This is a genomic window from Microbacterium wangyouchuni (assembly GCF_054072595.1).
On the sequence record NZ_JBSVRM010000001.1, the window covers coordinates 200236 to 212769 of the forward strand.

Sequence of the window (12534 nt, forward strand, 5' to 3'; positions counted from 1 at the left end):
ATGGGTGTCGGCATCGGCGCCATCATCATCGCCGCGCTGTTCCTGATCGACCGCTTCGCCCCGGCCCTGTTCCAGGATTCCCTGCCCACACGTGCCCAGGACGGACTCACGCTGGCGTTGAGCGTCCTCATCGAGGCGCTGCCGTTCATCGTGCTCGGCGTCGTCCTCTCGATCGTCGTGCAGGTGTGGCTGCCGCCCGATGCCATTCAGCGCTGGCTGCCTCGCCAGGGCTGGGCACGGCGTGCGGTGCTCTCGCTGCTCGGGATGCTGATCCCGGTGTGCGAGTGCGGAAACGTGCCCTTCGCCCGTGGCCTGATGATGCGCGGACTCGCGCCTGCCGAAGCGATGACCTTCCTGATCGCGGCGCCCATCGTCAACCCGATCGTCATCATCACCACGCACGCCGCGTTCGGTTGGGACGGCGGCATCCTCGTCGCGCGCCTCGTCGGCGGCTACCTCATCGCCAACCTCATCGGCTGGATCTACAGCCGCCACCCCTCGCCGGATGCCCTGCTCACGCAGCAGTTCACCGCCACCTGCGAGCGCGTCTCGCATGAGCACGGCACGCCCACCAAGCGCAGTCTCACGCAGTTCCTCGTCGAACTGCGTGCGGTCATGCCCGCGCTGGTGATCGGCTCGGCGCTCGCCGGAGCGGTGCAGGTGCTGATTCCGCGAGATGTTCTGCTGTCGATCGGATCGAACCCGGTGCTGTCGATCCTCGCGATGATGGCATTGGCGATGACGGTTGCGATCTGCTCGAACGTCGATGCCTTCTTCGCGCTGTCGTTCGCCTCGACGTTCTCGTCTGGCGCGCTGATCGCGTTCCTGCTGGTCGGACCGCTCGTCGACGTGAAGATGCTGGCGCTGTTGCGCACCACTTTCACCGCCCGGACGCTCGCCGGAGTCGTCGCGGTGGTGCTTGCCTGTTCCTTCGCGATCGGAATCGGGGTGAACGTCTTTGGCTGATTCACCTGCGCCGTCGCGATGGCGCGCCATCGGCTCGCGCTGGCTCGGTCTCGGCCTTGCCGTGGTCATCTCTATCGTGACCCTGGGTCTCGGTATTGCGGGCCAGCTCACGCTTTACATCAGCCCCGAGTCGATCTGGTTCGCCTGCGCCGGTGCCGTGGTGGTGCTCGCCGGCGCCGTGTGGTCCTGCGCGCTGCCGCTCGGTATGGAAACCGATCACGGTCACGATCATGGCGAGATGGATGCCGCGGATCCAGACGTACCCGCGACTTCACGACGCCGCTCGCTCAGCATCGTGGGCGCGGTGACCGGCGGGGTCGTGGCCTCCGGTGTCGTCATCGCAGCGCTCGTCCTTCCGCCGGCATCCCTGTCGGTGGAGCTTGCCATGTCGCGCTCGGATGCGGGCGGCGCGCTGTTCGCGGGTGCGGACACGCCGACACTCGGAGTCGCCGACACCACGGCCTTCGGGATCGGCGAGTGGTCGAGCGTGTTCGCCACCGCATCGCGCCCCGAGTCCTATGACGGCTCGACGGTCACGCTTACCGGCTTCGTCACGCCGAGCCAAGACGCGGATGCTGTCAACCTGACGCGCATGGTGATCACCCACTGCGTGATCGACGCTCAGCCGGCCGCGGTTCCGGTCAGTGTCGATGCGGCTGAGTACGGAACCGGGCAGTGGATCGAGGTCACCGGCACCGTCAAGGCCGCCGAGGACGGCTCGTTGCGCGTCATCCCGACCTCGGTCACCGAGATCGACGAGCCCGGGGATCCCTATGAGTACTGAGGATCATTCGCCGCAGTCATCCTCGCCGCCCCAGACTCGAGCTGAAGCACGCGCTGCGCGCGAGGCAGCTCAGCGTGCGGAGATCCCGCCGGTTCCGGTTGCTGAGGTTCCGGTCGTGGAGAGCGTCGGCGTGCCCGCGGAGGCTCTGCCGGTGCCGGATTCCCCTCCGCCGTCTCCGTCGTCTCCGCCGTCTCCGCCGTCGAGCGAACGGAGCGAGACCACGCGGCCCGACACGCGCCGCTTCCGCCTGGCGCTGTTCGGCGTCGTCGGCGTCCTCGCTGTCATCGTCGCCGGCCTGAGTGCGCTCAGCCTCGCCCAGGGGCCACGGCTCACCGAAGTGCAGGTCGAACCCGCCGAGGCGATCGAGCTCTCCGGCAGTCGGGTCGTGCTCACCGCCAACCAGGCGCTGGAGCCAATCGACGCCTCGCAGGTCACGGTTGATCCTGCCGTGCCGTTCACGGTGGATGCCGCCGGCCGGAGCATCGGGATCCGATTCACCGTTCCCCTCGACGACGCGACCGACTACACCGTCCGCGTCGCCGATGTCGTGGGAACCGGCGGTGGCCCGGCATCTGAGCTGACAGAGAGCTTCACGACGCCGGCATCCGAGATCTTCCTGCTCAACCGCACCGACGAGGACGACACGATCTTCCGCACCGACCTCACCGGCGAGAAGGCGATCCCGGTGTTCTCCCACCCGCGAATCAACGACTATCGGGCCACATCGACCGGCCTGGTCGTCGCGGTCGAGGACGACGGCGGTTCGCGCATCCTGATCATGAACCGCCAGGCCAAGAACGTGCGCGAGCTGACGCTGCCCGGAGACGGCTATGTCAGTTCGGTGCAGGTATCTGATCGGGGCGGGCTGGTCGGCTACATCTATTCGGACCGCACGATCAGCGAGGACAGCGGCCGCGCGAGCGTTCTGGTGACCCAGTCTCTCAGCGAAGACAGTGAACCGCAGATCGTGACGGTCGGCGACGACGAGGCCAGTATCGCGGAGTGGCAGTTCGTGCCGGATTCCGCTGCGGTGCTCTTCATCGACTTTGCCGGGACGCTCTCGCTGGATGATCGCTCGGGGGATGCCGGTGCGCAGAACCTGGGCATCGTAATGCGACTGCTCGGAGTCTCCCGCGGCACCTACACCGCCATCGTCGAGAAGATCGACGGCAGCACGGTCGAACTGAACCTGGCCGATGGCTCGGAGACGCCGCTGGCAGCATCCGATCCCGACTATGGCGCAGCCACCACGATCACTCCGTTCCCCGGTGGCACGCTGCGGCACATCGTGGCGCGCGACGAGACGGGGCTCCCGACCGGGCAGGCGATCATCCGCGTCGACGAGGCCGGTGCCGCCACACCGCTTCTCGAGGTGGCATCCGGCAGTGCGATCCTGCAGGCGTGCGCATCGCCCAGCGGGCAGTATGCGGCGGTGACCGTTGCGCCGAACCTGATCGACAACGCGTACGACGACATGGGTGTCGCGCTGCCGAAGGCGCTGGAAACCCACTTGATGGATCTGCGCTCGGGCGAGGAGCTGGTTGTTCTGACCGGCTTCGACGTCTCCTGGTGCCAGATGGCGCCGGCATTCTGAGGTCATGACGCTGCGCCTGGCGACACGAGCCGATCTCGAGGGCCTCCCGCTCGATATCGCGCCGAGACTGCTGGGCGCGCAGCTGCAGACCGTGGTCGATGGTGCCGAGGTTCACCTGCGTATCACCGAGGTCGAGGCCTATCACGGGCAGGGCACCGGCCCCACACCCGATCCCGGTTCCCATGCGCGCATGGGCCGCACGGCCCGTAACGACACGATGTGGGGCGAGCCCGGACACCTCTACGTTTACCTCAGCCACGGCATCCATTCGTGCGTCAACGTGGTGTGCGGACCCGACGGCCTCGCCGGCGGAGTGCTGCTGCGCGCCGGGTCAGTCATTGCAGGGGCGGATGCCGCGGCATCCCGATCCGGCAGAACCGGACGCGACCTCGCTCGCGGACCCGGACGGCTCGGGCAGGTCTCCGGACTCCGGCACGCTCTGCACGACGGCATCGACGCGATCACCGGCGCGACGCTCAATGGTGCTCGCGCGCAGTTGTGGCTAGGGGATCCGGTCACCGAGATTGCTGCCGGACCGCGCGTCGGCGTCGCGGGCATCGCGGGGACGAGCGCGTTCCCCTGGCGGTTCTGGATCGACGGTGACCCGTCGGTCTCGCCGTTCCGCTGGGGACGCGGCGCGGCGGATGCTCAGGCCATGCTAAACTGACTCTTTGTCTGCGCACACTCCTGTGTGCAGTTCGCGTGTCCTTCGTTCGCCGAGCTTTTGCAGAAGCGTCGGGGGCATGCAGACAAGGGATCTTGGGTGAGGCCGTCCGGCCTCACGGTAATGAAGGAGTAATTCACATGGCAGCAGTGTGCCAGGTGACAGGAGCTGTTCCCGGCTTCGGTCACAACATCTCGCACTCGCACCGCCGGACGAAGCGTCGCTTCGACCCGAACGTGCAGAAGAAGACCTATTTCGTGGCCTCGCTCGGCCGTAAGATCACCCTGAACGTGTCCGCCAAGGGTATCAAGGTGATCGACGTGCGTGGCATCGAGAACGTCGTCAAGGACCTCCAGGCGAAGGGTGTCAAGCTCTAATGGCTAAGAAGTCTCAGGACGTTCGTCCGATCATCAAGCTGCGTTCGACGGCAGGCACTGGTTACACCTACGTGACCAAGAAGAACCGTCGTAACACCCCCGACCGCCTCGTGCTGAAGAAGTACGACCCGGTCGTCCGCAAGCACGTCGATTTCCGCGAGGAGCGCTAAACATGGCGAAGAAGAGCAAGATCGCTCGTAACGAGCAGCGCAAGGTCATTGTCGAGCGTTACGCAGAGCGTCGCCTCGAGCTGAAGAAGACCCTGGTCGACCCGAATGCAACCGACGAGGCCCGCGAGGCCGCACGTATCGGTCTGCAGAAGCTTCCGCGCAACGCTTCGCCGGTGCGCGTGCGTTCGCGTGACGCCATCGACGGACGCCCCCGCGGAATGCTGACGAAGTTCGGCATCTCGCGTGTGCGCTTCCGCGACATGGCACACCGTGGCGAGCTGCCCGGTATCACCAAGTCGAGCTGGTAAGCATCGCTTTCTAGGGGCGAGGTTCTTCGGAACCTCGCCCCTTTTGCGTGCCCGGGGCGTACTTGGGTCCGCAGCGTGCCGGGGGTGTGCTTGGGCCCTTTGTGTGCCCGGGGCGTACTTGGGCCCGCAGCGTTGGGCGGAGTGGAGTTGGGCCCGCAGCGTTGGGCGGAGTTCGCAGCGTTGGGCGGAGAATCCGCGGCTGGGGCTCCGCCCAACGCTGCGTTCTCCTCCCGAGCGTGCGGATGCTGATGGCGATGATGATGGCATCGCTGTCGCAAGTCCTTCTGCACACTTCCGCGGCCGACGTGTTTCTCCACCGAACGTGCGATCTCCGGATGTGCTGGGGTGTTGGCAGCGTCATGATCGAGCGATGGATCCGATCCTCGAGCTTCAAGACCGCGGTGGCGTGGCGCGCGTGGACACCCTGCGCCGAGCCGGCGTCAGCACATATGCACTGCGCAGAGCGCGCGAACAGGGCTGGATACTTTCGGTGTGCCGGGGCTGGGTGGCGTTGGCCTCGGCCGACCCGATGCTGGTGACTGCTGCGCGACGAGGTGTGGTGCTCAGCTGCGTCACGCTCGCCGCGAGAAGAGGGCTGTGGGTGCTCGATGCCTCTGACCCGCACGTTGCGGCGCCGGCGAACTCGGGTCATGCGAAGGTGGAGCGCGGCGTCATCCACTGGAACGAGCCGTTGTTCCCGCGGGATCCCGACTCGTGCGAAGACTCGATCGAGAATGCGCTCGTCCTCGTGGCGCGATGCCAACCGCATGAGTCGGCGCTGTCGGTATGGGAGTCGGCGCTGAAGAAGGGCAAGCTCGACCATGCCCTTCTCAATCGCACCCCGCTGCCTCCGGTCGCGCGCCGTCTGCTCGCCGAGGCACGGCCCTTCGCGGATGCGGGGACCGAGACCATCTTCTTCACACGGTTGCGTTGGCTGAAGCTGCAGATCGTGCCGCAAGCCTGGCTGCTCGGGCATCCGGTAGATTTCCTCATCGGTGACAGGCTCGTGGTGCAGATCGACGGCGGTCACCATGTCGGCGCGCAGCGCACCAGCGACATCGCGCATGACGCACTCCTGAAGCTGCACGGGTATCACGTGATCAGGGTGAGCTACGCGCAACTCATGGATCACTGGCCGCGGGTTCAGGCACTGATCATGGCGGCCGTTGCCCAGCGTCTCCATCTGGCCCGCTGACCTGAGCATCAGCATCCCGATGCTCTTGCGCCTTCGGCCAGAGCGGAACGCGGCCACACGCATAGGCGGAGAACGCACGCATGGGCGGAGAATTTGCGGCTGAAGCTCCGCCCAACGCTGCGTTTTCCTCCCAACGCGGCGGGGCAACACCCCGGCGCGGCGGGTGCAGCATGGTGGTGCGGCGGTGCAGCATCCCGGCGCAGCGGTGGCGCAGCAGGCCCTCCGCGGCACCCAACAATGCGCCCGCAGCCACCCCAGACACCCGCAATTCTGTGACTGAAGTGGCAAAAGTGACGCGACACGCGCACAAAAACCCCAAAACCCGCGAAATGACGCGGAAATGTCGATGGTGGTTGATACATTCGAGGCGGTCACTCGACCAGGAGCATCCGCTCCGATAACCCAATCAATGCGACACTTCGTCGCTGGAGGATGACATGGCTGACAAGTCCATCACCAAGACCGAGCTCGTCGCGAGCATCGCTTCCGCCACTGGCCAGAGCCAGGCCACCGTCTCGGGCGTCCTCGACTCGCTCTTCGCCACGGTTTCTGACGCTGTTGCCAAGGGCAGCAAGGTCTCGATCCCGGGCTGGATCGCTTTCGAGCGTGTCGAGACCGCAGCTCGCACGGGCCGCAACCCCCAGACCGGCGCCGAGATCAAGATCCCCGCTGGCCAGCGCGTCAAGGTGACCGCTGGTTCCAAGCTGAAGGCAGCCGTCAAGTAAGACTGCTCCGCTCGTAAGGCCGTCCCTCCGGGGGCGGCCTTCGTGCATTCTCCGGGCCGAGCGAGCTTAGGCTGGAGGGGTGACTTCCCTCGGCTCCCGCACCGCGCAGTCCTCGGTGTACCGTGCGGGCGGCATCCTCATTCTTGCGATCGCCTCCGTTGTCGCCCTCATTGCCGGTCTCGCCTTCGGTGGCGGTGCCGCAGAGCAGCTGCTGCAGGACCCCGGTGCGCTCGTGCGCTGGGGGCTGCCGGTCGCTCGCACCGTGAATAATCTCAGCGCTGCGGTGATGATCGGCTCGATCGTTCTCGCACTGTTCGCCCTCAAGGCGGGGGACAAGCCCTTTGAAACCGCGATGGATGCCGCATCCATCGGCGCCGCCATCTTCACCGTTTCAGCGGGAGCGACCGGGTTCCTGACCTTCCGCAGCGCTTTCTCCGGCATCCAATTCAGCCTTGACGATCAGTTCGGCGAGCAGCTCGGGCGTTTCTTCTTCGAGCTGCCCCTCGGTCAGGCCTGGCTGATCACGATGCTCATGGGCGCGGTCGTCACGATCCTGCTGTTCGCTTGGCGCACCTGGACTTTCGTGCTGATCACCGCTGTCATCGCCGTGGGATCCCTGCTGCCGATGGCCACCCAGGGGCATTCGGGCGAGCTGTCCGGACACGTGCTCGCCGTCAACTCGATTCTGCTGCACACGATCGGCGCCGCGGTATGGCTGGGCGGTCTGATCCTGCTGGTCATCCTGCGTGGTGCGCCGGGTGTCAAACCCGTCGCGCTGGTGAGCCGGTACTCGAGCCTGGCGATCGCTGCGTTCTTCGTCGTCGCGGTCTCCGGCATCGTCCGCTCGATCGTCGGAGTCGGCGACTGGGCGGGGCTGTGGACGCCGTACGGCCTCATCATCGTCGCCAAGGTGGTGCTGCTGGGCGCCATGGGCCTTCTCGGCGCCTGGTACCGCGCGCGCCTGATTCCGCGGCTGGACGGCGAGCGGGCATCGCGCTGGTTCTGGATGCTGGTGCTGTGCGAAGTCGCACTCATGGGCCTGGCATCCGGTGCTGCCGCGGCGCTGGCGCGCACACCTCCGCCGACCGGCGATGTCGCCGCTATCCGCAAGACGCCGGCCGAAATCCTGAGCCGCGCGCCGCTGCCGCCGGAGTTCACCATCGACATGTGGTTCACCGGGTGGGACTTCGACATCCTCTGGGTCGTCGCCACAGCACTCGGGCTCTTCTTCTACCTGGCCGGAGTCTGGCGGATGCGCCGGCGCGGCGATCGCTGGCCGATCCACCGCACCGTGTTCTGGGTGCTGGGCCTGATCCTGCTGTTCTGGGTCACCAATGGTCCGCTGAACCTGTACCAGGAATACCTGTTCAGCGTGCACATGCTCGGGCACATGGTGCTGTCCATGGCGATCCCGCTGCTGCTCGTCTCGGGGGCGCCCATCACGCTGGCGCTGCGCAGCATCCACAAACGGGATGACGGCACCCGCGGCGCACGCGAATGGATCATGTGGGCGGTGCACTCACCGTTCTCGCGCATCATCACGCACCCGTTCGTTGCGGCCGGTATCTTCATGGGCTCGCTGTGGGCCTTTTACTTCACCGACCTCGTGCGCTGGGCGATGTACGAGCATCTGGGCCACGAGTGGATGATCATCCACTTCCTGATCTCGGGCTACCTGTTCGTGATGTCGCTGGTCGGCATCGACCCGGTCCCGTACCGCTTGCCGTACCCGGGCAGGCTCATCACCCTGATCGCCATCATGGCAATGCACGCCTTCTTCGGCGTCGCCATCATGATGCAGGAGGGGCTGATGGTCGCGGAATGGTTCGGATCGATGGGGCGCACCTGGGGCCCGACACCGATGGAAGACCAGTACATCGGTGGCGGCATCGCCTGGTCGGTCGGTGAGATTCCGACGTTGATCCTGGCGATCACAGTGGCGATCCAGTGGAGCCGGGATGACGTGAAGATCCAGCGCCGCAGTGATCGTCACGCCGACCGCACCGGTGAGGCCGAGCTCGAGGAGTACAACGCCCAGCTGGCGCAGCTCGCCGATCGTGATCAGCTCCGCGCGGAGCGCGAGAGCGGCTGAGTCCGGTACGCGGCTGGCTCGAGTCCGGCCGAATCCGGCCGAGTCCGGTGCCCTACTCGCCCGGCGAGCCGACCCGAATGGATGCTGAGCCGTCCGGCAGTATCACGATCGTGCCGTCCACCTGGAACGGCACATCTTCGGACACATGCTGGATCGAGCCATCGAAGAGCGAGCGGATGTCGACCTCGATGTGCGCGACGGCTTCTGCCGCGGGAATCCTCCAGTGCGCGCCGTCCGGTTCGACGGTCACGGTCGGCTGAGAGCTGATCGACCACTCCGGAAGGCTCGCGAGTCGGTTCTGCACCTCGAGCCCGAAGGGGCAAGCCGTGGGCAGCAGCACCTGTTGCGTCGTGCACTGGGTGAGGAACTCTTCCACACGCGTCTGCACGACCTCGAGGAAACCCTCGGTGGGGGTCGTCTGCAGATCGACCGGGGTCTGCATCAGTGGAGAGTCGGCGAGGATGCTGACGCCGCGCGATGCGGATATCGCGGTGTCCACGGTCACGGAGTACACACCAGGAGTGAACACCAGCAGCGAGAGGGGATCGAGAGGGTCAGCATCCGCGCCCGCCGGAGAGATCTGATGCCGATCGATCTGGAAGCCGTTGACCGCGAACTGGTCGGCACCCAGGACGCTCAGCGATATTGCGGCCAGCGGCGTGCGGGTGAAGCGCCAGTTCGGAGTGACGCCGACCCAGCCATCCTGCTCCACCTCGAAGGTGCTCGTTCCGGGGTGGGTGCCGGCGACATAAGACACCGTGACCGAGGTAACGCCGTCCGCAGCCTCTTGAGACACGACGGTGATGTCGCTGAGCGGAGCGAGCGCAGCACGGCGTAGCAGCGCCTCCGAGGAGACTGGATCGATGCCGGCCTCCTCGACGGTGAGGCGATCGATGGCGACGCCAGGAACAAGCAGTGCATCGGCGGCGCGGCCCTCGGAGAGCAGATCGAGGTACCGCGTGACAAAGGCCGCCGGACCGTAGAACTGGGTGTACAGCGCCAGCCCGCCGGCGCCGAAAGCAGCGAGAAGCAGGATGCCCACGAGGGTCAGAATCGTGAGGTCGGTACCCAGGCGGCGCACACGCGGCGTCCTCGTCCCGGGCTGATCCATGGCGCCAGTCTAGAAGCAGCCCGCTGTGACAGTGCCGAGCGCCGCCGGATGGCGACGTACGATTAGTGTCGTGTCCTTTCCCGCACTGTCCGATGAGCAGCAGGAGCTGTATCGACTGATCGAAGACACCAGGGAGCACGTTTTCATCACCGGACGGGCCGGCACCGGAAAATCGACGCTGCTGCAGTACTTCGCCTGGAACACCGAGAAGCAGATCGCCATTTGCGCCCCGACCGGTGTTGCGGCCCTCAATGTCGAGGGCCAGACGATCCACTCGCTGTTCCGCCTACCGATCGGGCTGATCGCCGAGAGCGAGATCGAGCAGAACGACGCCACCCGTCGCATCCTGAACGCCATCGATACCCTCGTGATCGACGAGATCTCGATGGTCAACGCGGATCTGATGGATGGCATGGATCGAGCTCTGCGCCAGGCGCGCGGACGTCGTGCCGAGCCGTTCGGTGGCGTGCAGGTCGTCATGTTCGGGGATCCGTACCAGCTCGCACCAGTGCCGCCGCGCGGCGACGAGTTGCGCTATGTGCAGGATCACTACCGCTCATTCTGGTTCTTCGACGCCAAGGTGTGGGCGGGGGCGACGATGGGCGAGGCGGATGGGCTCATCGACCTCGGCCGGTACGGCGCGCAGCTGCACGTGCGCGAACTCGTACAGATCCATCGACAGTCCGACGATGGCTTCAAATCGATGCTGAATGCGGTGCGCTACGGGCGAGTCACCGCCGAGATCGCCGAGGTGCTCAACACCCAGGGCACGCGCACGCCACCCGACCCGGAGCCGGGGGAGGTGCCGATGATCACGCTCGCCACCCGAAACGACATCGTCAACAACATCAATCGTCGTCACCTGGCAGCCCTCGCTGGTAAGGAGCAGACCGCCCGGGCTGAGATCAATGGAGATTTCGGGCGAGGGGATGCCTCGTACCCGGCGGATGCCGAGTTGAAGCTCAAGATCGGCGCGCAGGTGATGTTCCTGCGCAACGACGTGTCGATGACCGGCGAGCCGCCGCGCTGGGTGAACGGCACCATCGGCACGGTCAAGCGCATCCTCGGCGGCGCGGTACGAGTGGAGATCGACGGCGAGGACGTCGATGTCGAGCCGGCCGTCTGGGAGAGGTTCCGCTACTCCTACGATCCGAGCGCCAAGACCCTCAGCCGCGACGTGATCGCCGAGTTCATGCAGTTCCCGCTGCGATTGGCGTGGGCGGTGACGATCCACAAGTCGCAGGGCAAGACCTACGACCGGGCGATCATCGATCTCGGTGGCGGCGCATTCGCTCCGGGACAGACCTACGTGGCGCTGTCGCGGCTCACATCACTCGACGGGCTGTACCTGTCGCGACCGCTGCGTCCCAGCGACATCAAGGTCGATGAGGACGTGCGCCGTTTCATGCGCGAAGCGTGGGAGAAGGCATCCACTCCCGAGGTCGACGGCTCCTGACGCTCAGGCGGCCGCGCGCGCCCGATCGAGGTCTTCGAAAAGCTCGGTGTTGAAGCGGTACGCCAGCAGCACCTCGTCGATGACGCGTTCGCGTTCCGCATCATCCCATGGCGCAGCATCCAACTGCTCGCGGTAGACGTCCTTGAAAGACTTCGGGTCGGCGATGTCGTCGAACAGGTAGAAGCCGATCCCGTTCGTTTCGAACCCGAACCGGCGCTGCATGACCCGGCCGATGAACACGCCGCCGGACAGATCGCCGAGGTAGCGAGTGTAGTGGTGCGCGACGAACCCGCCAGGCCAGGTGGCACCGACCTCGCGGATGCGCTGCACGTAGCGCCGGGTGGTCGGCAGCGGTGTGATCTGCTCGCGCCAATCGGCGCCGACGAGGAACTCCAGGTCGGATTCCAGGGCAGGCAACCGGGTCAGCTTGTCGGTGATGAAGACGGCCGCCACCGGGTCGTTCTTCATCTGCTGACCCATCGACTCCAGCGCGTCGTAGATGAAGTAGTGCTGCGAGACCAGGGCGATGTAGTCCTCGCGGGAGCCCTCGCCCTTCAGTAGGTCGGACATGAAGCCCGCGTGCTCGCTTTGCGAGTGCGATGTCGAGGAGCGTTCGCGCAGGGCCGCTGAGAAGGAGATGAGTTCCGCCATGCGCTCAGTGTAAGGGTCGCCTAACTGAAACAGAAGGGTCGCGCTCGATCAGTCATGCGGACGCGGGGCCACGCCGAGTCGCGCGCACGCTTGGTCGTACAGTGCGACGATCTCGCGGCGCACGTCTGCGCGCTCCGTGATCGAGCCACCGAGCCACGGGATATCCAGCTGCTCCGGGATTCCGGCGCGCACGATCTGCCAGATGCCGCCGGTGCCGGTGAAGTCGATCATCTCGGCGCTCGTGATCTTCAGATCGGATGCCGCGGCGTTGGCCTGTGAGATGAGGAGGTTGTCTGCGGCATGGTCGTTATTCATGTGGTGGAGAACGGCTGAGACAACGTCGTCTTCGAAAATATGGGGCACCTGTTTACTGTACGTCTCCCCGAAGTGGACCGCTTCGGTGACGAGTTTGCAGGTGAGCGCTTTAGACTCGGGGCAGAA

14 protein-coding genes are annotated in these 12534 nt (G+C 65.8%); 11 read left to right on the plus strand and 3 right to left on the minus strand.

Annotated features, from left to right (window positions below):
* The 10 genes from ACW5CM_RS01010 to ACW5CM_RS01055 all read left to right on the plus strand — a co-directional run bounded on the left by ACW5CM_RS01010 (nucleotide 1) and on the right by ACW5CM_RS01055 (nucleotide 8875).
* Nucleotides 1–966: a permease gene (locus ACW5CM_RS01010; protein ID WP_457123852.1), complete on the plus strand. Its 966-nt coding sequence runs from the start codon at nucleotides 1–3 to the stop codon at nucleotides 964–966.
* Nucleotides 959–1750, plus strand: coding sequence for a TIGR03943 family putative permease subunit (locus ACW5CM_RS01015; protein ID WP_457123853.1), 792 nt, complete (start codon nucleotides 959–961; stop codon nucleotides 1748–1750). The genes ACW5CM_RS01010 and ACW5CM_RS01015 overlap by 8 nt, the downstream gene beginning before the upstream one ends.
* Nucleotides 1740–3344, plus strand: coding sequence for an Ig-like domain-containing domain (locus tag ACW5CM_RS01020; RefSeq protein ID WP_457123854.1), 1605 nt, complete (start codon nucleotides 1740–1742; stop codon nucleotides 3342–3344). Before ACW5CM_RS01015 ends, ACW5CM_RS01020 begins: the two co-directional genes overlap by 11 nt.
* A 4-nt stretch (nucleotides 3345–3348) precedes the next feature.
* The gene (locus tag ACW5CM_RS01025; RefSeq protein ID WP_457123855.1) at nucleotides 3349–4011 is read left to right on the plus strand and encodes a DNA-3-methyladenine glycosylase; all 663 of its coding nucleotides are present in this window, start codon (nucleotides 3349–3351) and stop codon (nucleotides 4009–4011) included.
* A gap of 137 nt (nucleotides 4012–4148) precedes the next feature.
* On the plus strand, nucleotides 4149–4385 hold the full coding sequence (rpmB, locus tag ACW5CM_RS01030) for a 50S ribosomal protein L28 (RefSeq protein WP_438253802.1): 237 nt from the start codon (nucleotides 4149–4151) through the stop codon (nucleotides 4383–4385).
* On the plus strand, nucleotides 4385–4555 hold the full coding sequence (gene rpmG / locus ACW5CM_RS01035; protein ID WP_438253803.1) for a 50S ribosomal protein L33: 171 nt from the start codon (nucleotides 4385–4387) through the stop codon (nucleotides 4553–4555). Before rpmB ends, rpmG begins: the two co-directional genes overlap by 1 nt.
* Nucleotides 4556–4557: 2 nt before the next feature.
* Nucleotides 4558–4863 carry a 30S ribosomal protein S14 gene (gene rpsN, locus ACW5CM_RS01040; RefSeq protein WP_438253804.1) on the plus strand — a complete coding sequence of 102 codons (306 nt, stop codon included), beginning with the start codon at nucleotides 4558–4560 and terminating at the stop codon, nucleotides 4861–4863.
* A gap of 370 nt (nucleotides 4864–5233) precedes the next feature.
* Nucleotides 5234–6058 carry a type IV toxin-antitoxin system AbiEi family antitoxin domain-containing protein gene (locus tag ACW5CM_RS01045; RefSeq protein ID WP_457123856.1) on the plus strand — a complete coding sequence of 275 codons (825 nt, stop codon included), beginning with the start codon at nucleotides 5234–5236 and terminating at the stop codon, nucleotides 6056–6058.
* A gap of 437 nt (nucleotides 6059–6495) precedes the next feature.
* Nucleotides 6496–6783, plus strand: a complete 288-nt coding sequence (locus ACW5CM_RS01050) for an HU family DNA-binding protein (RefSeq protein ID WP_438253806.1) — start codon at nucleotides 6496–6498, stop codon at nucleotides 6781–6783.
* 79 nt (nucleotides 6784–6862) lie between these two features.
* On the plus strand, nucleotides 6863–8875 hold the full coding sequence (locus ACW5CM_RS01055; RefSeq protein ID WP_457123857.1) for a bifunctional copper resistance protein CopD/cytochrome c oxidase assembly protein: 2013 nt from the start codon (nucleotides 6863–6865) through the stop codon (nucleotides 8873–8875).
* Nucleotides 8876–8927: 52 nt separating this feature from the next.
* On the opposite strand, the gene ACW5CM_RS01060 is transcribed toward ACW5CM_RS01055, so the two are convergent.
* Nucleotides 8928–9986, minus strand: coding sequence for a hypothetical protein (locus ACW5CM_RS01060; RefSeq protein WP_457123858.1), 1059 nt, complete (start codon nucleotides 9984–9986; stop codon nucleotides 8928–8930).
* Nucleotides 9987–10056: 70 nt separating this feature from the next.
* Here ACW5CM_RS01060 and ACW5CM_RS01065 point away from each other — a divergent pair, with 70 nt between their 5' ends.
* Complete coding sequence (locus ACW5CM_RS01065; protein ID WP_438253809.1) at nucleotides 10057–11442, plus strand: ATP-dependent DNA helicase; 1386 nt, start codon at nucleotides 10057–10059, stop codon at nucleotides 11440–11442.
* Between the two features lie 3 nt (nucleotides 11443–11445).
* On the opposite strand, the gene ACW5CM_RS01070 is transcribed toward ACW5CM_RS01065, so the two are convergent.
* Nucleotides 11446–12093 (minus strand): biliverdin-producing heme oxygenase, encoded by a 648-nt coding sequence (locus tag ACW5CM_RS01070; protein WP_457123859.1) that lies wholly within the window; start codon nucleotides 12091–12093, stop codon nucleotides 11446–11448.
* Nucleotides 12094–12141: 48 nt separating this feature from the next.
* Entirely contained in the window at nucleotides 12142–12456 is a 315-nt protein-coding gene (locus ACW5CM_RS01075; protein ID WP_457123860.1) for a DUF2470 domain-containing protein, read from the minus strand.
* Nucleotides 12457–12534 lie beyond the last annotated feature (78 nt).

What these genes read in the sequence shown, in the direction of transcription:
- ACW5CM_RS01025 (WP_457123855.1), top strand. Translation starts at nt 3,349, where the DNA reads ATGACGCTGCGCCTGGCGACACGAGCCGATCTCGAGGGCCTCCCGCTC.
- rpmB (WP_438253802.1), top strand. Translation starts at nt 4,149, where the DNA reads ATGGCAGCAGTGTGCCAGGTGACAGGAGCTGTTCCCGGCTTCGGTCAC.
- rpmG (WP_438253803.1), top strand. Translation starts at nt 4,385, where the DNA reads ATGGCTAAGAAGTCTCAGGACGTTCGTCCGATCATCAAGCTGCGTTCG.
- ACW5CM_RS01010 (WP_457123852.1), top strand. Translation starts at nt 1, where the DNA reads ATGGGTGTCGGCATCGGCGCCATCATCATCGCCGCGCTGTTCCTGATC.
- ACW5CM_RS01045 (WP_457123856.1), top strand. Translation starts at nt 5,234, where the DNA reads ATGGATCCGATCCTCGAGCTTCAAGACCGCGGTGGCGTGGCGCGCGTG.
- ACW5CM_RS01070 (WP_457123859.1), bottom strand. Translation starts at nt 12,093, where the DNA reads ATGGCGGAACTCATCTCCTTCTCAGCGGCCCTGCGCGAACGCTCCTCG.
- ACW5CM_RS01020 (WP_457123854.1), top strand. Translation starts at nt 1,740, where the DNA reads ATGAGTACTGAGGATCATTCGCCGCAGTCATCCTCGCCGCCCCAGACT.
- ACW5CM_RS01050 (WP_438253806.1), top strand. Translation starts at nt 6,496, where the DNA reads ATGGCTGACAAGTCCATCACCAAGACCGAGCTCGTCGCGAGCATCGCT.
- ACW5CM_RS01060 (WP_457123858.1), bottom strand. Translation starts at nt 9,986, where the DNA reads ATGGATCAGCCCGGGACGAGGACGCCGCGTGTGCGCCGCCTGGGTACC.
- rpsN (WP_438253804.1), top strand. Translation starts at nt 4,558, where the DNA reads ATGGCGAAGAAGAGCAAGATCGCTCGTAACGAGCAGCGCAAGGTCATT.